Genomic DNA, 19,879 nt, shown 5'->3' on the forward strand with positions numbered 1-19,879 from the left:
GGGAGCTGCGTTCCTCCAGGATAGGGGACGTCTGCAATAGCCCGCGCTTGCAATTAACCAGCGTCTGCAATTATTGTGGACGCTTGTTAGGCGCAGACGCAATCTTCAGGGAAGGTGAAACCCATGCCGCTCGCGCTCCTCGCTCTCGCCATCGGGGCATTCGGTATCGGAACCACCGAGTTCGTGATCATGGGGTTGCTCCCTGAGGTTGCCGCGGACTTCCAGGTGTCGATCCCCACCGCGGGCTTCCTCGTCACCGGTTACGCACTCGGTGTCGTGCTCGGCGCTCCGCTGATGACGATGCTGGGCACCCGGGTCACCCGTAAACGCATGCTGATGCTCCTGATGGGGCTGTTCATCGTGGGCAACGTGGTGTCCGCCGTCGCCCCGGTCTTCGGCGTCATGCTCGCCGGACGGGTGATCGCCTCGCTCGCCCACGGAGCCTTCTTCGGCATCGGATCGGTCGTCGCGGCCGATCTGGTCGCCCCGCAGAAGAAGGCCGGGGCCATCGCCATGATGTTCACCGGGCTCACCGTCGCCAATGTGGTCGGTGTACCGCTCGGCACCTTCATCGGACAGACCGCCGGCTGGCGGACCACGTTCTTCATCGTCGCCGGACTCGGCGTGATCGGTCTTCTCGGTGTGGCGAAACTCGTACCCGACCAGCCCAGGGCCGAAGGCGTACGCATCCGTCATGAACTGGCCGCGTTCCGCAACGTCCAGGTCCTGCTCGCGATGGCGATGACCGTCCTGGGCTTCGGCGGAGTCTTCGCCGCGATCACCTACATCACCCCGATGATGACCGAGGTCGCCGGATACTCCACGTCCTCCGTCACCTGGCTGCTGGTTCTCTTCGGGCTCGGCATGGTCGGTGGCAATCTGATCGGCGGAAAGTTCGCCGACCGCCACCTGATGCCGCTGCTGTACGTGTCGCTCGGCGCGCTCGCCGTGGTGCTGGGTCTGTTCACCATGACCGCCCACAACAAGATCGCCGCAGCCGTCACCGTCGTGCTGATCGGCGCCCTGGGCTTCGCGACCGTGCCACCACTGCAGAAGCGGGTTCTCGACCAGGCAGCGGGTGCGCCCACCCTCGCCTCCGCCGTCAACATCGGAGCCTTCAACCTCGGCAACGCCCTGTCCGCCTGGCTCGGCGGACTCGTGATCGCCGCGGGCCTCGGCTACACCGCACCCAACTGGGTCGGCGCCGCGCTCGCCGCCTCCGCCCTGGTGCTGGCCGTCGTCTCCAGCACCCTGGAGCGCCGCACCGCCGTCCGCGGCCGGATCGTCGCCGCGCACACCCCCGAACCGGTGGCCGTCGCCGCGCACAGCCCCGAGCCGGTGGCCGTCCCCGCGACCCGTCCCTGAACCCCCGCCCCACCGGCGGGCGCGGCCCTCACCGCACACCCGCGCCCAGCACGCCACACGACGCGCACCCCCCATGTATCACGCACCACGCACCACGTACCGACAGGAGCAGTCCCCATGAGCACCACCACCCCCACCACCGTCGTTGCCCCGCTGACCATCCAGGATGCCGAGGCACTGGTCGAGGCGGCCCGTACCGCCGCCGAGGCCGCAGGTGTCACCGTCGCCGTCACCGTTCTCGACGCGGGCGGTCATCCGCTGGCCTTCCGGCGGGACGACCGGGCCGTACTCATCGCGGGCGAGACCAGCACCCGCAAGGCGTACACGGCGCTTCAGCTGAACGCTCCCACCGCGGACCTCGTCGACGCGGTTCAGCCCGGCGGGCTCTTCCACACGCTGCCGACCGCGCTCGACCGGCCGCTGCTCTTCATCGCGGGCGGCGTTCCCGTCCGCCGTGACGGCCGGCTGGTCGGGGCCATCGGTGTCGGCGGAGGCGCACCCGAGCAGGACCACGGGTTCGCGTCGGCTGCCGCGGACGCACTCCTCTGACAGCCGCCCCTCGGCGGCGCCCCGTCAGCCCGTCGCGACGGTCAGCGGGGCGAAGCGGCGGGCCCAGTCACCCGGCAGGCCGGGGTTCCCGTACGTCATCACAGCCGTACGGGAGCCCTGCTCCAGGCCGTGCTCCTCGAACCAGCCGAGCAGCTCCTCGTGGCGTGCGTCGATATCCGCCCGCAGGGGGCGGTCCGTCGTCGCGGCGAGCGAGCTGACGAGTGCCTTGGCCGTGGCCGTGTCCCGAGCGATCAACGGGCCGAGCGCATGGGCGTTTCCACTGGGCCAGAGTGCCGCGTAGCCGATGAGCTCGCCGTCGGCTTCCGCGACCCGCAGCCGGTCGGAGAATGCCGGGAGCCGGGCGATGATGTGGGTCCGGTCGGTACCGAAGACCGCGAGGTCCAGCCTGACCATGGCCCGAAGGTCGTCCGCCGAGGCCGGGCGGGTGGTCACGGCGGACGGGACCGTGGCGGCACCGCTCGCCCCGCCGTCCGGCCGGAAATAGCCGCTGACGCGCTCCGCCCGGCCCACGACCCCGAAACCGAGCTGTTCGTACAGCGGCTGCCCCTGGGCTGTCGCGTACAGCGAGAGAGGCGTGCTTCCGGCGGCCTCGATCACGTACCGCATCAGGTTCCGTGCGACTCCCTGCCGGGCGTAGCGTCCGGCTACGAGCAGCATGCCGATGGCGGAGAGCCGAGGCCCGTACGAGGTCACCACGCAGGCTCCCACCAGGCCCTTGCCGTCGGGGGCATCGATGCCGTACCCCGTACCGGCGGAGAGCAGCAGGCCCCATCGGTGCTCGTCGCGTGGCCACCCGCGGTCCTCGCAGAGATCCGCGCAGGCGACCAGGTCGCCCCGGGTGAGACGTCGGATGGGCAGTTCGGCGAGCGGCCGGGGCAGTGGGCGGTGCATGAAGGTCAGGCTGTCCGATGCGGTGATCGCTCGTCCACCGTTTTGGCGGAACTGGCCGAGACCCGCAGGCGCCGGCCGCGCTGGGTCTGCCCCCAGGGCTTGAGCACCGAGATGGCCGTGATGGAGAGGTAGGTGGCCGTGGCCACCGAAGGCGCGATGATCAGATCGATGTCCACGACGCCGCTGGTGGCAGCCTCGTCGATCCCGGGGCGCAGCGAGAAGACCGACAGTCCCGCCGTGATCAGGGTCAGCCAGAACTTCGTCCAGACCCAGCGATGACGCGCGAGCCCCCAGGGGGTGCCGAGGGCCAGCACCAGGCCGCTGAGGAGCGAGAGGAGGGCCACCGGGATCACCAGCCAGTCCCCGAAGATCTTCATGGCGCGGGTGGCCGCCTGAGCGGTGCCGGCATCCCCGGTGACGAACGCCGCGACACCGAGAGTCAGCAGACCGACGGTGAGTCCGAGCCAGCTCACGGAGACGGCGACATGGGCGACGAGGAGACCCCGGCGAACGGGACGCTTGAGTGGTTTCACGTGAAACACGGTGCCAAGCGCGGAGGGACCGGTCGTCTGCCGACGGGAGTATCCGCCTGTACTGAACTCGGCGTACGTACGCGGCCCGCGGGCTCGGGCGCAGAGAGCGCTGCTCATGCAGCCGGACAGCAGAGCGCCGCGACTGGAGGCTCCGATGTCCGTGGCTCCCGCTCGCTGTTCCCGCCCGCGCCGCCTCAGCCCAGGTCGGGCGCGTGCATGGCCCGTACCCCTTCGATATTGCCGTCCAGATAGTGCCGCAGCGACAGCGGTACGAGATGGACCGCGGCGATCCCGACCCTGCTGAAGGGCACCCGGACGATCTCGTACTCCCCGCAGGGCTCGTCGATCTCGGGGCCGTGGCGGCGCGACGGGTCCATCGACTCCAGTCGGCAGACGAAGAAGTGCTGAACCTTCACGCCGGTCACCCCGCCGTCCGCGATGTGCTCGACGGTATCGACGAAACAGGGCACCACATCGACGACCTTGGCACCGAGCTCTTCGTCGACCTCGCGGTGCAGGGCGTCCACGACGGTGGCGTCCTCCGGTTCGACCCCGCCGCCGGGCGTGAGCCAGTACGGATCCACCCCCGGCTTGGTGCGTTTGATGAGGACGAGGTCCTCACCGTCGAGCAGGATGGCACGTGCGGTGCGCTTGACCACAGGACGTTCGGTCATGGCAAGAGCGTGGCCCGGGAAACGGGTTCTGAAACGCCCGCCGCCCGTCGGGTCACCAGGCGACAGCGGCGCGGACCAGCCATTCGTGCGCCCGCGAGATGTGCGGCAGGGCGAGCGTGCCGGTCCGTACGGCCACGAAGTACGTGCGCAGCGGCGGGACCGGGGGGTCGAGCAGGGCCACGACCTCACCCCGCTCCAGCGCCCGCTCACAGAGGTAGCGCGGCAGGACGGCGAGCCCGGCACCCGCCACCGCGCACTCCAGGACCGCCCGCAGGTCCGGAGCGATGACGGTGGCGGACGCGGCGGGCCGGCTGTCGAAGACGGCGGCCCAGTAACGGGAGACGAGCGGCAGGCTCTCGTGCACCTCGACCACCGGCAGTTGCTCCAGCACCACGGGGCCCTTGTGCCGCAGCGTTCCGGGTCCCAGCCGCCCGGCCCAGCGGGGCGCGGCCACCAGCACGTGTTCCTCGTCGCAGAGCGGTGTCGAGGTGAGCAGCCCGCCGCGCGGCCGGGCCGTGGTGATGGCCAGATCGTGATGTCCGGCTGCCAGCCCCTCCAGCGTCTCCTCGGCGTTCGGGACGAAGGAACTGCGCAGTGCGAGGCCCTGGGAGACCAGGGGGGCCAGAGCGGGCAGCGCACGGACGGACGTGAACTCCGGCGGACCGGCCAGATGCAGTGTCCGTACGCCCGACTCCTCGTCGAGCCCGGTCTCGGCGATCTCGACCAGCGCGTCCAGATGGGGGGCCGCCCGGTGGGCGAGTTCGTCGCCGATGCTGGTCGGGGTCACTCCACGGGCTCTGCGCAGGAAGAGCGGACGGCCCAGCTGCCGTTCCAGGGTGCGGATCTGCGAGGTGACAGCGGGCTGGGACAGCCCGAGGAGGGCGGCGGCGCGCGTGAAGGAGCCCGCCCGGTGCACGGTCACGAACGTGCGCAGCAGAGTCAGGTCCATGTCCTGCCCCCTCCCGGCAGCGCGCCGCCTCGGTCCCGGACAGCGATAGATATGTCGATAGGCCGCTGCCGCTACTGTGATTGGACACTGACGCAGAGTCAACTAGCCTTGTCCAGGCGGTGCTTCATGCGGGGAGTGGCGGAGAGCGCATGGAGAACCGGGGCGGTCCGAGCCACGAGGGGGGAGGCTCGGACCGCCATGCCCCGTCATGACGTACGGCGAAAGATCCACGGCCCGGCGCCGCTCCGGCATGCCGCTCCGCGGCGCACCGCCTAGCGAGCCGCCTCGTCCAGGGCCCGCTCGACATCGGCCAGCAGGTCCTCCGGGTCCTCCGCGCCGACCGAGAAGCGGATGAAGCCTTCCGGTACGGCGTCGCCGCCCCACCGGCCTCGGCGCTCGGCGGTGGAGCGTACGCCGCCGAAGCTCGTCGCGTCGTCGACCAGCCGCAGCCCGGCCAGGAACCGCTCGGCGGTCTCCCGGTCGGCCAGCACGAACGACACGACGGAACCGAAGCGCCGCATCTGACGTACGGCGTTGGGGTACGAGGGGTCGGTGGGCAGCCCCGGATACCGCAGCCCGGTCACCTCGGCGCGTCTGCCCAGCGCCTGGGCGAGCGCCAGCGCGGTCGCGCACTGACGGTCGATCCGCAGCTGCAGCGTCGCCAGGGAGCGGTGGGCGAGCCATGCCTCCATGGGGCCCGGAATCGCTCCGACGACCTTGCGCCAGCGCCGTACCCCTGCCGACAGCTCGGGGTCGCGGCAGGTCACATGGCCGAGCAGGATGTCGCCGTGTCCGGTCATGCCCTTGGTGTCGCTGGCCACCGAGAAGTCGGCGCCCAGTTCCAGCGGGCGCTGGCCGATCGGGGTGGCCAGGGTGTTGTCGACGGCGACCAGCGCGCCCACCGCGTGCGCGGCGGCGACGAGCCGTCGTACGTCGCAGACATCGAGGCCCGGGTTGGACGGGGTCTCGATCCACAGCAGCTTGGCGCCCTCCAGGACCGCGAGCTGAGCGTCGCCTCCCGTGGGCGCGGTCCGCACCTCGACGCCATAGGCCTCCAGCTGCTCACGGACCAGTGGCAGCGCCTGATAGCCGTCGTCCGGCAGTACCACGGTGTCGCCCGTGCGTGCCTGGGACAGCAGCACGGCCGAGATCGCGGCCATACCGGAGGCGAAGACCGTGGTCCCGACCTCCTCCCCCGGCGCCTCCAGCTCGCCGATGGCCCGCTCCAGATGCGTCCAGGTCGGGTTGGAGTCCCGGCCGTAGGTGTAGGGGCCGACGGGTGCGCCGGAGAGATGGAAGTGCGCGGCGAAAACCGGACCGGGCAGGGTGGGTTCGTACTGCTCCGGTTCGGGAAGCCCCGCCCGCACCGCCCGTGTTCCGTCACCCATGGTGCTCATGTTGCTTCCTCACTTCTCTCCCCGGCGTACCACCGGTCCGCACCGCACTGTCTCAAGCGGCCCCGGAGCCGGCTCCGGGGCCCCGGAGGTCAGTCCTCATCGGGCAGGACGACGTTGAGTGCCCAGGACACGACAGAAATGATCAAGCCACCGAGTACGGCGGTCCAGAACCCGTCGACATGGAAACTGAGATCGAACAGGCCGGCCAGCCAGGAGGTCAGCATCAGCATCAGGGCATTGACCACCAGGGTGATCAGTCCGAGCGTCAGGATGAAGAGCGGGAAGGTGAGCAGCTTCACCACCGGCTTCACCAGGAAGTTCACCAGGCCGAAGAGCAGGGCCACCACGATCAGGGTGAGGGCCTTGCGGCCGGTACTGCCCCCGTCGAGGGTGATGTCCTGGACCAGCCAGATGGCCACGGCCAGCGCACCCGCGTTGGCGATCGTCTTGACTAGGAAATTCTTCATGTGTCTGATCGTGGCAGACATGATCGGGTGGCCGACACCGGCACTACGGGTACGAGGGGCGGACGGGCCGTGAAGGCATTCAGACTGGACGAGCTGGAGGCGGAGCGGGCCGCCAACGACGGCGCGTATCTGCAGTTCGTGCGGGAACGGAACATGTCCGTCGGCCTGTACGCCCTGGACGCCGGTGAACTCGATCCGCAACAGCCCCACCAGCAGGACGAGGTGTATTTCGTCGTCAGCGGCCGGGCGGCGATCACGGTCGGCATGGAGACGACGCAGGTCGGCAGGGGAAGCGTCGTGTACGTACCGGCCGGAGTGGCCCACAAGTTCCACCACATCACCGAGGACCTCCGGGTGATGGTGGTCTTCTCACCGCCCGAGAGCTGAGTCCCGGACCCCGGGTTCCCTAGGGGGTGGATCAGGGGAGTTCAAGGGCTCCGGGGCCCCCGCCGGCCACTCCCGCGCCTCTAGCATCGAAGCAGGAACTCACAGAGACGAGGTAAAGGCGATGGCCGTGCGGGAGATATTCGCGGGGATGCCCTGGTGGGTGAAGTGGGTCGCGGTGCCCATCATCGCGATCGTCGTGTTCGGCGGCCTGATCGCCAGCGTGGTCGGGTTCGTCATCGGCCTGCTCTTCAAGGTGCTGGTCTTCGTCGTCCTGGTGGGCGGTGTCGTCTTCCTCGTCCGGAAGTTCATGTCGTCCTCCTCCTCGCGAGGCGACTGGTAGCGGCTACGGGTCCTCGCGAGGCGACCGGTAGCGGCGACCGTCCTCGCCGGTCGGCCGGCGGAGGAGACCGGTGGGGGCGCGTATCCGTGGAGGAGGCCCCGGTCGGCAGCGGGTGCGACATCTACCCGCGACCACGGACAGTTACGACGATTAGCCCAGCTGAGCTAAGTCCCCCAGGAAACCGCACCCCGAACGGGTCATACGGATACAGTGGGGCACCGCTGCCGCCCTCTGGGACGTAACAGTCCGTCACCACCATGACCAGTGGTTTGTACGTCCGTCCGGTCTCCGGACCCCAGGTTCGCGGCAGGCCCGTGGGGGCGGCCCCCATGGGAGGGCTGACCGCCCGTCACCATGCCTGGGGGTGACCTTTGACCACGGCAACGAATGCCGCTGTCCCGACGCTGATCGGCTCGGTTCAGCGGGCGCTGAGGCTGCTGGAGGCTGTGGGCGCCCATCGGGACGGAGCGCCCGCGAAGCAGCTGGCGCGGGAGGCGGGCCTTCCGCTCCCGACCGCGTACCACCTGTTGCGCACCCTGACCCATGAGGGCTATCTCCGCCGGGAGAACGGTGTCTTCGTCTTCGGCGCAGCCGCTGAGAAACTGACTGGTCTGCCAGCAGTGCAGAAACGTCGAGGCACCGTCGGCGACTCGCTCGCGCATCTGCGCGATGCCATCGGCGCGCCGGTGTACTGCGCCGTCTACCGCGAGGGTGAGATCGAGCTCATCGCGGTCGCGGACACCCCCGCCGCCCCCGCGGTGGACGAGTGGGCCGCGTTCCGGGAGACCGGGCACGCGCATGCGATCGGTCAGTGTCTGCTGGCCCAGCTCGACGAGAAGGCCCGCGAGGACCATCTGGACCGCCATCCGGTCCAACCTCTGACCCGTTACTCAGTGCGAGATCGACAGTCGCTTCTTGAGCGGTTCAGATCGATGGAGCGTGCGGAACCTGTCATTGAGCGACAGGAGTACGCACTGGGTACGGTCTGCGCCGCCATCCCGATTACCGCAGGTAGCACGCTCGCCGCAGTGGCCATTTCTGTACCCCTTGACCAGGAAGATCGGTTGCTCCCCGCAGTCGAACAACTACGTGGCGAAGTGGCGAGCCTCTTGCGTTCGTTCGTGTTCTCTATCAGTATCTGAAAAATCACTCCTTGTGATCTGCTATCGCGTGCACCACGATGGCGTCAATAGGGCCATGGGGGATCATTCCTGGCCAGTTTCATCTACTGCGGGGTTGAACGATGCGTGAGTCGGTTCAAGCAGAGGTCATGATGAGCTTCCTCGTCTCCGAGGAGCTCTCGTTCCGAATTCCGGTGGAGCTCCGGTACGAGGTCAGCGATCCGTATGCGATCCGGATGACCTTTCACCTGCCCGGCGATGCCCCTGTGACCTGGGCATTCGGCCGCGAGCTGCTTCTGGACGGTCTTAATAGCCCCAGTGGCGACGGCGATGTACACATCGGGCCGACCGAGCCCGAAGGATTGAGCGATGTACACATCCGGCTCCAGGTCGGCGCGGATCGCGCGCTGTTCCGGGCCGGCACGGCACCCCTCGTCGCGTTCCTCGACCGGACGGACAAGCTGGTGCCGCTGGGGCAGGAGCACACGCTGGGTGACTTCGACGGAAACCTTGAAGAGGCACTCGGCCGGATCCTCGCCGAGGAGCAGAACGCCGGCTGAGAGAGAAGCACGGCGCCCGCTGGAGACATGAGGCGTCGGTTGTAGAGCAACAGAGTGTCGGCCGAACGGGTTGTCTGTCTGTCGTCCGCGGTTACGCCTTGCGACGACGGCCCCTCCCGGTCCGTACGGGTGCAGGAGCTCCGGCTTCCGCGCCGAGCCCTGTGCGGTCCGCGGAGACGACCAGTGCGGCGAGCACCGTGGTCACCGGAACCGAGGCGACCAGTCCGATCGAACCGACCAGCGTCCGGACGATCTCCACAGCCACCAGTTCGCTGCTGGCCACCGTTCCCACGCTGCTCTGGGCGATCGAGAAGAGCAGCAGCAGCGGCAGTGCCGCGCCCGCGTAGGCGAGCACCAGGGTGTTGACGACCGAGGCGATGTGATCCCGTCCGATTCTGATACCTGCCCGGTACAGCCCCCGCCAACCCATCGTCGGGTTCGCCTGATGGAGCTCCCAGACCGCCGAGGTCTGGGTGACGGTCACATCGTCGAGCACTCCGAGCGAGCCGATGATGACGCCTGCCAGCAGCAGGCCGCTCATGTCGATGTCCGGGTACAGCCCGTGGATGAGACCGGTGTTGTCGTCGGTGTTGCCGCTCAGGCTCGCCCAGCCGATGAAGAGCGAGCCGAGAAGCCCGATCAGCAGCAGTGAGATCAGTGTGCCGATGACCGCGACGGACGTACGGGCCGTCAGCCCGTGGCACAGGTAGAGGGCGACCAGCATGATGGCGCTGGCCCCGATCACCGCGACGACCAGGGGATTCGACCCCTGAAGGATCGCCGGCAGGATGAACAGGGTCAGCAGGGCGAACGACACGGCGAGCGCCACCAGTGCCATCACCCCGCGCAGCCTGCCCACGACGACGACCGCGAGGGCGAAGATCCCGGCGAGCAGAGCCATCGGCACCGTGCGGTTCACATCGGTCACCGAGTACTGGAGGTCGTGGGGGGCGTCGGGCGCGTACGCCACGACCACGCCCTGTCCCTGCCGCAGTTGCCGGGGCGCGTCGGGCTGGACGACCTCGACGAATGTGCGGCCCTTGTCCTTTCCGGTGGTCACCTCGATCGTGGCCTTCTCGCACAGCCCGGACTGCTCGTTGACCGCCTCGCGCCCGGACGGCGTGGAGGTGTCACCGGTCGGCGGCACCTGGGCGGCGTTGACGTCCTTGCAGTCGACCTTGTCGACCCGGACCACCTTGCCCTGCTGCGTCTGCCGGTCGAAGCCGACGCCCGTGCGCTCGTGGGCCGGGGTGCCGTCCGGCCAGAGGACCAGCAGGCCGACGACGACCGCGGCGGCGAAGGGGATCAGTACGGCCGCGATCACCTTGCGCAGATGTTTCGAGACGGGCGCGGCGGGGCCGTGACTGTGCGAGTGGCCGTGGGCGTGGTCGTGGGGTGCGGGGTCGCTTTGGGGGGATGTCACGGGGCGATCATCGCAAGAACGGGAGGGGTCCTCTGGTCAGCTCGCCAGGAAGGGCGCTAGCGTGGTGGCACCTTTGCACACGCGGGAGCTCGGAGCACCGGGCTGAGAGGGCGCTGACCTCCGTACTCCGTACGGGACATGCTGCGCCGACCGCCGAACCTGTTACCGGGTAATGCCGGCGTAGGGAGTAGGTCTCATGACCACATCGGACGCACGCACGCCTGCCTCGAAGCAGAATGACCGGGATGCGCGTCATGCGCAGCAGGGTCAGGACGCACCGGACGACGAGGCCGGGAAGTCCATCGGATGGCACAAGGGATACGTCCAGGGCTCGCGCCCGGACCTCCGGGTGCCGGTCCGTCAGGTGCACCTCACCAACGGCGACGACGTGACGCTGTACGACACGTCGGGGCCGTACACCGATCCCTCCATCGACACCGACGTCCGCCGCGGGCTCGCACCGCTGCGGGAGAACTGGATCATCGCCCGCGGTGACACCGAGGAGTACGCCGGCCGTCCGGGCCGCCCCGAGGACGACGGGCTCAAGCACACCTCGCCGCGCGGCGGGCTGCGCAACCTCGACGCCGTCTTCCCCGGCCGCCCGCGCCAGCCGCGCCGCAGTCGGGACGGGCGCCCCGTCACCCAGCTCGCGTATGCCCGACGGGGCGAGATCACCCCTGAGATGGAGTACGTCGCGATCCGGGAGAACGTCGGGCCCGAGGTCGTACGCGAGGAGATCGCCGCGGGCCGGGCCGTGCTGCCCGCGAACGTCAACCACCCGGAGATCGAGCCGATGATCATCGGCAAGCGGTTCCTGGTGAAGGTCAACGCCAACATCGGCAACTCCGCCGTCACCTCCTCCATCGAGGAAGAGGTGGACAAGATGACCTGGGCGACCAAATGGGGCGCCGATACGGTCATGGACCTCTCCACCGGGCGCAACATCCACACCACCCGTGAGTGGGTACTGCGCAACTCCCCGGTGCCGATCGGCACCGTCCCCCTCTATCAGGCACTCGAAAAGGTCGACGGCCGGGCGGAGGAGCTGACCTGGGAGATCTACAAGGACACGGTCATCGAGCAGGCCGAGCAGGGCGTCGACTACATGACGGTGCACGCCGGTGTGCGCCTGCCGTACGTGCCGCTGACCGCCCGTCGCAAGACCGGCATCGTCTCCCGCGGCGGTTCGATCATGGCCGCCTGGTGCCTCGCGCACCACAAGGAGTCCTTCCTGTACGACCACTTCGAGGAGCTCTGCGAGATCCTCGCGACGTACGACGTGACGTACTCGCTGGGCGACGGCCTGCGCCCCGGGTCGATCGCCGACGCCAACGACGAGGCGCAGTTCGCCGAACTCCGCACGCTGGGCGAGCTGAACACGATCGCCAAGCGGTTCGGCGTCCAGACGATGATCGAGGGACCGGGCCATGTCCCGATGCACAGGATCAAGGAGAACATCGACCTCCAGCAGGAGATCTGCGAGGAGGCGCCGTTCTACACGCTCGGCCCGCTGACCACCGATGTCGCTCCGGCGTACGACCACATCACCTCCGGCATCGGCGCGGCGATGATCGCCTGGTGGGGGACGGCGATGCTCTGTTACGTCACGCCCAAGGAGCACCTGGGGCTGCCCAACCGGGACGACGTGAAGACCGGCGTGATCACCTACAAGATCGCGGCCCATGCGGCTGACCTCGCCAAGGGGCACCCCGGGGCGCAGGACTGGGACGACGCGCTGTCGGACGCGCGGTTCGAGTTCCGCTGGGAGGACCAGTTCAACCTGGCTCTGGACCCGGTCACGGCGCGGGAGTTCCACGACGAGACGCTGCCTGCCGAACCGGCGAAGACGGCGCACTTCTGCTCGATGTGCGGGCCGAAGTTCTGCTCGATGAAGATCTCCCAGGACATCCGGCGCGAGCACGGCGGTTCGCGGGCGGAGATCGAGACGGGCATGGCGGAGAAGTCGAAGGAGTTCGCGGCCTCGGGCAACCGGGTCTATCTGCCGATCGCGGAGACGGGCGGCAGGTCGGCCGGCTGACCTGGGCGCCTCAGCGGAGGGGGGCCCGCCAGGCCACCGGTCCCGGCCGGCCCGCCTCCGCGAAACCCACCGCGAACGGCTTGTCGCCGTCGTCCGTCACCAGGTGGATGCTGCACTCCGTCACGCTGTCGCCCGGCGGGACCGTCCGGGCGACCCAGTCGGACGGACAGCCGGGGATCTTCGTGTCGAGGACGAAGGGGGTCTTCCCCCGTATCCGCCGACCGCCCTCGGTGAGCAGGCGGACTCGGTCGGCCTGGTCGGCGTAGAGGTCTTTCGGGCCGGTGTTGGTGTAGGTGACCGACACGTAGTACGGGACGCCGCGCCGCTCCTTCTCGTTGAGGCCGAGGTCCAGACCCGCGAGGTCGGCCGTGCTGCCCCGGCGTACGGACTTCAGCGTGGCCGGCAGTTCGAGGACGCCGTCCTCGTCGGTGTCCCACCGGACGCGGACGAGGTCGCCCGGCTCCGCCAGCCCTGCGGACGCCGCCTTGAGGCCGCCCTCGACGGGCCAGGTGGCGACCGCGCCGCCCTCGTCGAGGTAGCCGTCGGCGTTGTGCGTCAGCGACAGCACGCCTACGCCCTCGGGCAGCGCGTAGGTCACGCATGTGTCGTACGAGTCGCCGGGAGCCAGCGTCTTCGGAGCGGTGTCCGCGCAGGGCAGGTCGACCCCGTCTGCCCTGCCGCCGCTGACGTGGACCTTCTCCCCGCGCGCCCAGTCGGTGCCGTTCAGAGCGAAGCCGCTGTCCACCATGTAGGCAGCGGGGATCCTCGTCCGACCGGTGTTGGTGACCTCGAAGCCGAGGTAGTGGGGGACCATGCCCTTCAGCTCTTTGTCCACGCGCGCCCCCAGCATGTCCTCCTCCGAGCCCCGGACCAGGCTCTTGACCGTGATCCTGACGGCGTAGGACCGGTGGTCGGTGTCCGTGTGGACGACGTCCCGTGCGCCCGTCCGCACCGGCAGGTCCGTCCAGGAGGCAGGCATCTCCGCAGCTTGCTCCACGGTCCCACCCGGACTCTGTTCCCCCGTGCATCCGGCGAAGAGGGGTATCGCCGCCGCGCTCACGGTGGCCTTCTTGACGTAGCTGGACAGGCGCATGGACTTCCCTTGCCGCACGGTGATCCGGATCCGCCGGAGACTGACGCATCGTAGGACGTCATACCGGAGGCGGCGGGTGGAGGGCCCGGTGCGGTTGCTGTCGCTTCTGGCCCTCAGCGGGAGTGCGGTAGGGCCGCGTGGCCGAGTGGCTGGTCACGTCGGGCGCTCAACGCTGCCGCGCTCGTACGGCTCCCCGGCTCCGGGGGAGGGGTCCGGGGTATGCGGAACCGCAGCGCGCACGGAGGGACTTGGCGGCTTCGCCCCAGGGGCCTTTGCGCCCGGAGCGACGCCGTGCTCCGGTACACGGGGGTGTCAACAACTGTCCGCAACAGGCCGTTTCAGCCATGGAAGAGCTATTTGCCATGGATTCCGCACTGGTTGAGCGACGGTATGGACACGGTAGAGCTGCAGCTGGATGTACGTTTCGCCCCGGGCCCGCCTGCGCTTGACCGCGTCCTTATCTGTGCCTTACTTTCCGGCATGCCTGGCTGGAAAATGTGAGCCCTCGCACGGGGGGCCCGGGGAGGGAATCACCATGAACTGGTACCTGGACGTACTCAAGAACTACGCAGGCTTCAGCGGTCGCGCACGCCGCAAGGAGTACTGGATGTTCGTGCTCTTCAACTTCATCGCTGCCGTGATCCTGATGGTCATCGGCGGGGTGATAGGCACGCAGATCCCGTACTACATCTACCTCGTCGCGGTCATCGTCCCCTCGATCGCGGTCGTCGTGCGCCGGCTGCACGACACCGGCCGTTCGGGCTGGTGGATCCTGATCTCGCTCGTCCCGCTGGTCGGCGGCATCATCCTGCTGGTCTTCCTGGCCACCGAGGGCAAGTACGAGGCGAACGAGTACGGTGCCAACCCGAAGCTGGCTCCGCAGGGCATCTGATTCACCGCTCCGGCCCGTCACGGGCCGGAACACCGCACGGGCCGGGTGCAGCGCGAGCTGCCCCGGCCTTTGCCGTGTCCGCGCGGGCGTGCGCGGGCGGGCTGCCTTCCACGGTCCGTCGAGACATCACCGGATGTCCGCGCGGGCGTGCGCGGGGCGGGCACGGGCTGCCTGATGCGCGCGGGGTGTCGCTCACCGGCCGGGGGCGGTGGACGACGGGCGGTGGCCGACGGGCGGTGGGCGGCGGGTGTTGGCCGCCGGCCGGGGGCGTCAGTCCGGCTGGTGCTCGGGGCCGCCGAAGTCCGGGCTCGTGAAGTCGGGGCTGGTGAAGGTCGGCCGTGGTCCCGCCGAGGGGCCGTCCTCCGGACCGGAGAAGTCCGGGCTGCTGTAGCCGATCTTCGGGATGCGGTTCGGGGAGCGGTGCGGGGTCCGGGCGGCGGGACCGGCGGTCGGATCGTCCAGGGCGTCCCGCAGGAACGGCAGGATGCCGCGTTCCAGCAGGGCGTGGCGCCAGGCCTCCCTGGCCCGCGCGATCTCTTCCGGAAGCTCCTGCTCCTCGTTCTCGGCGGACAGCGAGGACGCGCCGTTGTGCAGCGCGGTGACCAGCAGCCCCGTGGCGGCGACGAGGCTGGCCACCGCGGCGAGGGCCCCGAAGAACCACCCGGCCGTGACCATGGTGCCGGCGAAGGCGAGCGACGGACTGACGGCCTTCAGTACATAGCCGACCAGCAGGAAGATCAGAGAGGCCGTCCCCGCCAGGACCGGAGCCAGGACCGTGACGGCCGCGCCTATCCCGCCCGTCCGGTCCGTGCCGTCCAGCGGTGTACCGAGGTCCGGTTCCTGCTCCTCGTCCTGGTCCGCCGCACCCGTGGGCGTACGCAGCTCGCCGCGGGCGCGCACATAGTGCTCGTACTCCGTGGCGGCGGCCGCGGTGATCAGGTCCGTGGCGTTCAGCGCCATGGTGCGCAGCTGTTCCGTATTGAGACGGTCCCCGACGCCGTCCAGATCCGGGCGTTCATGAGCATGACGAAGTGCGTCACCGAGGATCCGCTCGTACTCGGGGCGGTCCTCGGCCAGCAGGTGCGGAGCGCTAGTCATATGCATCCCCCGATGCTCCGTAGGGCCTGATGCGCCGCGGTGGCCGGGCGATCGGGCGGAAACGGAGGAGAGCCTGCTACTGATACGCCGATGGTAGAGCGCTCACGGCACGGGGTGACAGGGGCTTTCCGTAATTGGGCCCGGTGATCGGCGGAGTCAGGTCGTGGATGCGCCTTCCCCGACAGCCCTCAGTCATGCAGGGGGAGTTGGACCACCAGTAGTTTTCCGGCCATGGTCACTCCGCCGTCCATGGCGATGGCGAGCCCGTCGGCGTACACATGCGGACCGTTCACCACCGGTCCCGCGCCGTTCTCGCCGTCCTCCGAGCCGACCTCGCCGAGCAGATACGGAATGGGGCTGTGACCATGGACGACGCGCTGTCCGCCATAGGTCGTCATCAGCTCGCGCACCGCCTGGGAGCCGCCCTCGTCGCGGAAGGCGAACCGCTTGGTGAGCTTGCGGAAGAGGTCCCAGCACTCGTCGGCGTCGTTGCGGGTGAGAATGGCGTGCACCGTGTCGTTGACGTCCTCGATGGTGGACCCGTAGTCGAGGTACGCCGTCGTGTCGGAGTGCATCAGCAGGTGCCCGTCCTCCTCGACGACCGCGTCGAGCCGGGACATCCACTGGAGGTGGACGTCCTGGAGCCGCTCCATGTCCGTCTTCTGGCCGCCGTTGAGCAGCCAGGCGGCCTGGAAGGTGGCGGTGCCGGCTCCGGAGTTGACCGGGGTGTCGGCGAACCGCTTGGCGCCGATCAGCAGCAGCTCGTGGTTTCCCATGAGGGCCTTGCAGTAGCCGCCCGCGGCCGCCGCCTCGGCGGAGAGGCGCATGACGAGGTCGATGACGCCGATGCCGTCCGGGCCGCGGTCCGTGAAGTCACCGAGGAACCACAGCCGGGCGTTGCCCGCGGTCCAGTTGCCGTCGGCGTCGACGAGACCCTGTTCGGCGAGGGCGGCCAGCAGCTCGTCCAGATAGCCGTGGACGTCACCCACGACAAACAGCGGTCCGCGCTCCGTAGCGGGAACGGCCTGCGGGGCCGCGGCGGTCCGCGCCTGGACGGTGTCGCCGCGATGGATGACGGGAAGATCGCGTTCGGTGGGCGTGTAACCCTCCGGCGGTTCGTCGCCGGGCAGGGCGTTGCCCGGGTGCGGTGGGTGCCGAGGCACGGGCGTCTGCGCATACGGCGGTACGCGGAAGTCGCGCAACGTCGCCGTCCGCACCACGGGTTCCTGACCGGCCCCCTGAGTCATCGACCCCTCCACCACCGTCGCGCCGCCGTACACCTGACGGGCCGTGCCTGGTAGAGGTGGTCCGCGGTGTCGTGCGCCCATCATAGGAATGCGGATCGTGCTGTGTGACGCACCAGGGGTGGTGAATCCGGGCGCACGCACGGTTCACCGGCCAATTGGTCCGGAATAATACGATCAGTCCCCGCTCGGCGATCGTGGCGGACTGACGGTGGTGCGGGGCGGACGCCGTTGCGAGGAGGTCCGGACGATGAGCTCCGTCGGTATCACCTGCTCCACCGGACCGTCGTGTTCGACGCCTTCGATGGCGTCGATGAGGAGCTGGACCACGGCTGTGCCGATGCGGTGCGGTTTGAGCGAGAGCGTCGTGATGGGCGGCTCGGTGCTCGCGTACACGGTGGACTCGCTGCAGCAGACCAGCAGCAGGTCCTCGGGGACCCGCAGACCGTAGCGGCGGGCGGCCGCCAGCAGATCGGTCCCGTTGGGGTCGAAGAGCCCGTAGACGGCGTCGGGGCGGTCCGGGCGGGCGAGGAGGCGGTCGGCGGCGACCGCACCCGCGCAGGGGTCGTGGGCCGGGTAGGACTCGTAGACCGGGTCCTGGCCCACCTGCTCGCACCAGTGGAGATACGCGGTGGTGGACAGCCGGGTGTACGTGTCGGTGGTGGTGCCGGTCAGCAGGCCGATACGGCGCGCTCCGGCGGCGGCGAGGTGGTCGAGGAGATCGAGCACGGCGGCCCGGTGGTCGTTGTCGACCCAGGCGGTGACCGGAAGCGTCCCGGCCGGGCGGCCGTCCGAGACGACGGGCAGGCCCTGGCGTACGAGTTCGGTGACGACCGGGTCCTGGTCGGAGGGGTCGATGACGACGGTGCCGTCGAGTGCGACGTTCGACCAGACGTCGTGGCGGGAGGTGGCGGGGAGGATGACGAGGGCGTATCCGCGGTCGAGGGCCGCGGAGGTCGCGGCTCTGGCCATCTCCGCGAAGTACGCGAATTCGGTGAAGGTGAAAGGTTCATTCCCGTAGGTGGTCACGGTCAGGCCGATCAGGCCGGACCTGCCGGTACGGAGGGTTCGGGCCGCGGCGGACGGGCGGTAGCCCAGGCGCTCTGCGACCTCGCGGACATGGCGGCGGGTGGCGTCCGGGAGCCTGCCCTTGCCGTTGAGCGCGTCGGAGACGGTCGTGATCGAGACCCCGGCCGCGGCGGCCACGTCCCGGATACCCGCCCGTCCCGGCCGGCTGTTGCGCCGGGGTGTCTCCGTCCGGCTCACCTGGTGCTTCCCTGCTGCTGTCATGGCGAGCCGATAGTAGGGCTCGGAGGGGTGGTCAGGCCGGTCGCATATGCGCACGTTGACAGGCACGTTTCTGCATGGTCATCGTCGACCAAATGCCTTGCAAGTAAAGGGTGTTGGGTGCCTGAACCTCAGTGTGTCATGTGTCGGACGGTGTGGGCCTACTAAATGTTCGATGTTTCGAAGAGGTCTCAACTCACCACTTCGGGGGACGCGCGCCACGGAGTGAGCCACCGGCGTGCGTCGGGACGGAGAAACGCTCCCCCCTCGAACGATTCCTCGCTCCCGCCATTCGCAGCAGGGCCCAATCCTCATAAGGTGAGCAGTATTGATGCGTGCGGATGACCTAGGAGGACCTGCGGTGAGCGAGACGAGCCCCAAGCTGCGTGCCGAGCTGGACGGTGTGCCTGCCTATGTGCCGGGCAAGCCGGCCGCCGCCGATGGACCGGTCGCCTTCAAGCTGTCCTCCAACGAGAACCCGTATCCGCCGCTGCCCGGCGTGCTGGAGTCCACGCTGGCCGCGGCTGCGGACTTCAACCGGTACCCGGACATGGCGTGTACCGCTCTGATGAACGAGCTGGCCGAACGCTTCGGTGTGCCCCTCGCCCATCTGGCGACCGGTACCGGATCGGTCGGTGTGGCCCAGCAGCTGCTCCAGGCCACCTCGGGCCCCGGCGACGAGGTCATCTACGCCTGGCGTTCCTTCGAGGCGTACCCGATCATCACCCAGGTCAGCGGGGCGACCTCGGTGAAGGTGCCGCTGACCGACGGCGAGGTGCACGATCTCGACGCGATGGCGGACGCGATCACCGACCGGACCCGGATGATCTTCGTCTGCAACCCGAACAACCCGACCGGCACCGCTGTGCGCAGGGCCGAGCTGGAGCGGTTCCTGGACCGGGTGCCGGGCGATGTCCTGGTGGTGCTCGACGAGGCGTACCGGGAGTTCGTCCGTGATGTCGAGGTGCCGGACGGCATCGAGATCTACCGGGACCGGCCCAATGTGGCGGTGCTGAGGACCTTCTCCAAGGCGTACGGCCTGGCAGGGCTGCGGGTCGGGTTCGCGGTGGCCCATGAGCCGGTGGCCGCCGCGCTGCGGAAGACGGCCGTCCCCTTCGGCGTCAGCCAGCTCGCGCAGGACGCGGCGGTCGCGTCGCTCCGGGCCGAGGACGAACTGCTGGGACGGGTCGGCTTCCTGGTCGGCGAGCGGACCCGGGTGTACGAGGGGCTGGTGGGGCAGGGGTGGACCGTTCCGGAGTCCCAGGCCAACTTCGTCTGGCTGCGGCTCGGCGACCGCACCGGCGACTTCGCCGCCGTCTGCGAGAAGGCCGGTGTCGTGGTGCGGCCGTTCGCCGGTGAGGGAGTGCGGGTCTCGGTCGGGGAGGGCGAGGCGAACGACCTGTTCCTGAAGGTGGCGGAGGAGTACCGCGCGCGGCTGTAGCAGGGGAGTGCCGCGCGCGGCTGTCGCGGAGAGGCGCCGCGCGGCTTCGGCCGACAGCGTTGAGCGGCGATCGGCGGCGATCGGTTGCCCTCGGCCGTGGCGGCCGGCC

Annotated in this window: 20 protein-coding genes; 9 read left to right on the forward strand and 11 right to left on the reverse strand. The window is 69.3% G+C overall.

Translation table 11 applies throughout. The annotated features are described in order from the left end of the window. Positions 1-123: 123 nt before the first annotated feature. Positions 124-1,365 carry an MFS transporter gene (locus tag OG251_RS19860; RefSeq protein WP_326678452.1) on the forward strand — a complete coding sequence of 414 codons (1,242 nt, stop codon included), beginning with the start codon at positions 124-126 and terminating at the stop codon, positions 1,363-1,365. A gap of 117 nt (positions 1,366-1,482) precedes the next feature. Beyond that, on the forward strand, positions 1,483-1,914 hold the full coding sequence (locus tag OG251_RS19865; protein ID WP_326678453.1) for a GlcG/HbpS family heme-binding protein: 432 nt from the start codon (positions 1,483-1,485) through the stop codon (positions 1,912-1,914). 24 nt (positions 1,915-1,938) lie between these two features. Here OG251_RS19865 and OG251_RS19870 read toward each other — a convergent pair whose 3' ends face one another. From OG251_RS19870 to OG251_RS19895, 6 genes are all read right to left on the reverse strand, one after another. Further along, positions 1,939-2,826 carry a GNAT family N-acetyltransferase gene (locus OG251_RS19870; protein WP_326678454.1) on the reverse strand — a complete coding sequence of 296 codons (888 nt, stop codon included), beginning with the start codon at positions 2,824-2,826 and terminating at the stop codon, positions 1,939-1,941. A gap of 5 nt (positions 2,827-2,831) precedes the next feature. Next, positions 2,832-3,359 (reverse strand): DUF2269 domain-containing protein, encoded by a 528-nt coding sequence (locus OG251_RS19875; protein ID WP_326678455.1) that lies wholly within the window; start codon positions 3,357-3,359, stop codon positions 2,832-2,834. A gap of 194 nt (positions 3,360-3,553) precedes the next feature. Beyond that, positions 3,554-4,033, reverse strand: coding sequence for an NUDIX domain-containing protein (locus tag OG251_RS19880; protein WP_073727664.1), 480 nt, complete (start codon positions 4,031-4,033; stop codon positions 3,554-3,556). 52 nt (positions 4,034-4,085) lie between these two features. Beyond that, positions 4,086-4,982: a LysR family transcriptional regulator gene (locus OG251_RS19885; RefSeq protein ID WP_326678456.1), complete on the reverse strand. Its 897-nt coding sequence runs from the start codon at positions 4,980-4,982 to the stop codon at positions 4,086-4,088. A 272-nt stretch (positions 4,983-5,254) separates the two neighbouring features. Further along, positions 5,255-6,379, reverse strand: a complete 1,125-nt coding sequence (locus OG251_RS19890; RefSeq protein ID WP_326678457.1) for a cystathionine gamma-lyase — start codon at positions 6,377-6,379, stop codon at positions 5,255-5,257. A gap of 89 nt (positions 6,380-6,468) precedes the next feature. Beyond that, positions 6,469-6,846 (reverse strand): phage holin family protein, encoded by a 378-nt coding sequence (locus tag OG251_RS19895; RefSeq protein ID WP_266804570.1) that lies wholly within the window; start codon positions 6,844-6,846, stop codon positions 6,469-6,471. 69 nt (positions 6,847-6,915) lie between these two features. Here OG251_RS19895 and OG251_RS19900 point away from each other — a divergent pair, with 69 nt between their 5' ends. From OG251_RS19900 to OG251_RS19915, 4 genes are all read left to right on the forward strand, one after another. Beyond that, positions 6,916-7,233, forward strand: coding sequence for a cupin domain-containing protein (locus OG251_RS19900; protein WP_073727656.1), 318 nt, complete (start codon positions 6,916-6,918; stop codon positions 7,231-7,233). Between the two features lie 127 nt (positions 7,234-7,360). Next, a complete protein-coding gene (locus OG251_RS19905; protein WP_326681323.1) occupies positions 7,361-7,573 on the forward strand; it encodes a DUF5326 family protein in 213 nt (70 codons plus the stop codon). Between the two features lie 371 nt (positions 7,574-7,944). After that, positions 7,945-8,715 (forward strand): IclR family transcriptional regulator, encoded by a 771-nt coding sequence (locus OG251_RS19910; protein ID WP_326678458.1) that lies wholly within the window; start codon positions 7,945-7,947, stop codon positions 8,713-8,715. A 101-nt stretch (positions 8,716-8,816) separates the two neighbouring features. After that, positions 8,817-9,254 carry an SsgA family sporulation/cell division regulator gene (locus tag OG251_RS19915; protein ID WP_073727652.1) on the forward strand — a complete coding sequence of 146 codons (438 nt, stop codon included), beginning with the start codon at positions 8,817-8,819 and terminating at the stop codon, positions 9,252-9,254. A gap of 91 nt (positions 9,255-9,345) precedes the next feature. On the opposite strand, the gene OG251_RS19920 is transcribed toward OG251_RS19915, so the two are convergent. Continuing rightward, a complete protein-coding gene (locus tag OG251_RS19920) occupies positions 9,346-10,677 on the reverse strand; it encodes a YibE/F family protein (RefSeq protein ID WP_326678459.1) in 1,332 nt (443 codons plus the stop codon). Between the two features lie 196 nt (positions 10,678-10,873). Here OG251_RS19920 and thiC point away from each other — a divergent pair, with 196 nt between their 5' ends. Further along, a complete protein-coding gene (gene thiC / locus OG251_RS19925; protein ID WP_326678460.1) occupies positions 10,874-12,715 on the forward strand; it encodes a phosphomethylpyrimidine synthase ThiC in 1,842 nt (613 codons plus the stop codon). Between the two features lie 10 nt (positions 12,716-12,725). On the opposite strand, the gene OG251_RS19930 is transcribed toward thiC, so the two are convergent. Continuing rightward, complete coding sequence (locus OG251_RS19930; RefSeq protein ID WP_326678461.1) at positions 12,726-13,808, reverse strand: hypothetical protein; 1,083 nt, start codon at positions 13,806-13,808, stop codon at positions 12,726-12,728. A 535-nt stretch (positions 13,809-14,343) separates the two neighbouring features. Here OG251_RS19930 and OG251_RS19935 point away from each other — a divergent pair. Then, positions 14,344-14,700: a DUF805 domain-containing protein gene (locus OG251_RS19935; RefSeq protein WP_326678462.1), complete on the forward strand. Its 357-nt coding sequence runs from the start codon at positions 14,344-14,346 to the stop codon at positions 14,698-14,700. Positions 14,701-14,970: 270 nt separating this feature from the next. Here OG251_RS19935 and OG251_RS19940 read toward each other — a convergent pair whose 3' ends face one another. From OG251_RS19940 to OG251_RS19950, 3 genes are all read right to left on the reverse strand, one after another. Beyond that, positions 14,971-15,804, reverse strand: coding sequence for a hypothetical protein (locus OG251_RS19940; protein ID WP_326678463.1), 834 nt, complete (start codon positions 15,802-15,804; stop codon positions 14,971-14,973). 182 nt (positions 15,805-15,986) lie between these two features. Beyond that, entirely contained in the window at positions 15,987-17,045 is a 1,059-nt protein-coding gene (locus OG251_RS19945) for a metallophosphoesterase (RefSeq protein WP_326678464.1), read from the reverse strand. A gap of 174 nt (positions 17,046-17,219) precedes the next feature. Next, a complete protein-coding gene (locus OG251_RS19950) occupies positions 17,220-18,332 on the reverse strand; it encodes a LacI family DNA-binding transcriptional regulator (protein ID WP_326678465.1) in 1,113 nt (370 codons plus the stop codon). A gap of 358 nt (positions 18,333-18,690) precedes the next feature. On the opposite strand from OG251_RS19950, the gene hisC reads away from it, so the two are divergent. Further along, positions 18,691-19,770: a histidinol-phosphate transaminase gene (gene hisC, locus OG251_RS19955; protein WP_073727636.1), complete on the forward strand. Its 1,080-nt coding sequence runs from the start codon at positions 18,691-18,693 to the stop codon at positions 19,768-19,770. The last annotated feature ends 109 nt before the right edge of the window (positions 19,771-19,879 follow it).

This window comes from Streptomyces sp. NBC_01237, assembly GCF_035917275.1.
GTDB lineage: Bacteria > Actinomycetota > Actinomycetes > Streptomycetales > Streptomycetaceae > Streptomyces.

Bases quoted from the DNA above. Each gene is read 5' to 3' on its own strand.
- OG251_RS19860 (WP_326678452.1), top strand. From the start codon at position 124: ATGCCGCTCGCGCTCCTCGCTCTCGCCATCGGGGCATTCGGTATCGGA.
- OG251_RS19895 (WP_266804570.1), bottom strand. From the start codon at position 6,846: ATGAAGAATTTCCTAGTCAAGACGATCGCCAACGCGGGTGCGCTGGCC.
- OG251_RS19870 (WP_326678454.1), bottom strand. From the start codon at position 2,826: ATGCACCGCCCACTGCCCCGGCCGCTCGCCGAACTGCCCATCCGACGT.
- OG251_RS19930 (WP_326678461.1), bottom strand. From the start codon at position 13,808: ATGCGCCTGTCCAGCTACGTCAAGAAGGCCACCGTGAGCGCGGCGGCG.
- OG251_RS19915 (WP_073727652.1), top strand. From the start codon at position 8,817: ATGCGTGAGTCGGTTCAAGCAGAGGTCATGATGAGCTTCCTCGTCTCC.
- OG251_RS19880 (WP_073727664.1), bottom strand. From the start codon at position 4,033: ATGACCGAACGTCCTGTGGTCAAGCGCACCGCACGTGCCATCCTGCTC.
- OG251_RS19890 (WP_326678457.1), bottom strand. From the start codon at position 6,379: ATGAGCACCATGGGTGACGGAACACGGGCGGTGCGGGCGGGGCTTCCC.
- thiC (WP_326678460.1), top strand. From the start codon at position 10,874: ATGACCACATCGGACGCACGCACGCCTGCCTCGAAGCAGAATGACCGG.
- OG251_RS19940 (WP_326678463.1), bottom strand. From the start codon at position 15,804: ATGCATATGACTAGCGCTCCGCACCTGCTGGCCGAGGACCGCCCCGAG.
- OG251_RS19935 (WP_326678462.1), top strand. From the start codon at position 14,344: ATGAACTGGTACCTGGACGTACTCAAGAACTACGCAGGCTTCAGCGGT.
- OG251_RS19885 (WP_326678456.1), bottom strand. From the start codon at position 4,982: ATGGACCTGACTCTGCTGCGCACGTTCGTGACCGTGCACCGGGCGGGC.
- OG251_RS19945 (WP_326678464.1), bottom strand. From the start codon at position 17,045: ATGACTCAGGGGGCCGGTCAGGAACCCGTGGTGCGGACGGCGACGTTG.
- OG251_RS19950 (WP_326678465.1), bottom strand. From the start codon at position 18,332: ATGACAGCAGCAGGGAAGCACCAGGTGAGCCGGACGGAGACACCCCGG.
- OG251_RS19865 (WP_326678453.1), top strand. From the start codon at position 1,483: ATGAGCACCACCACCCCCACCACCGTCGTTGCCCCGCTGACCATCCAG.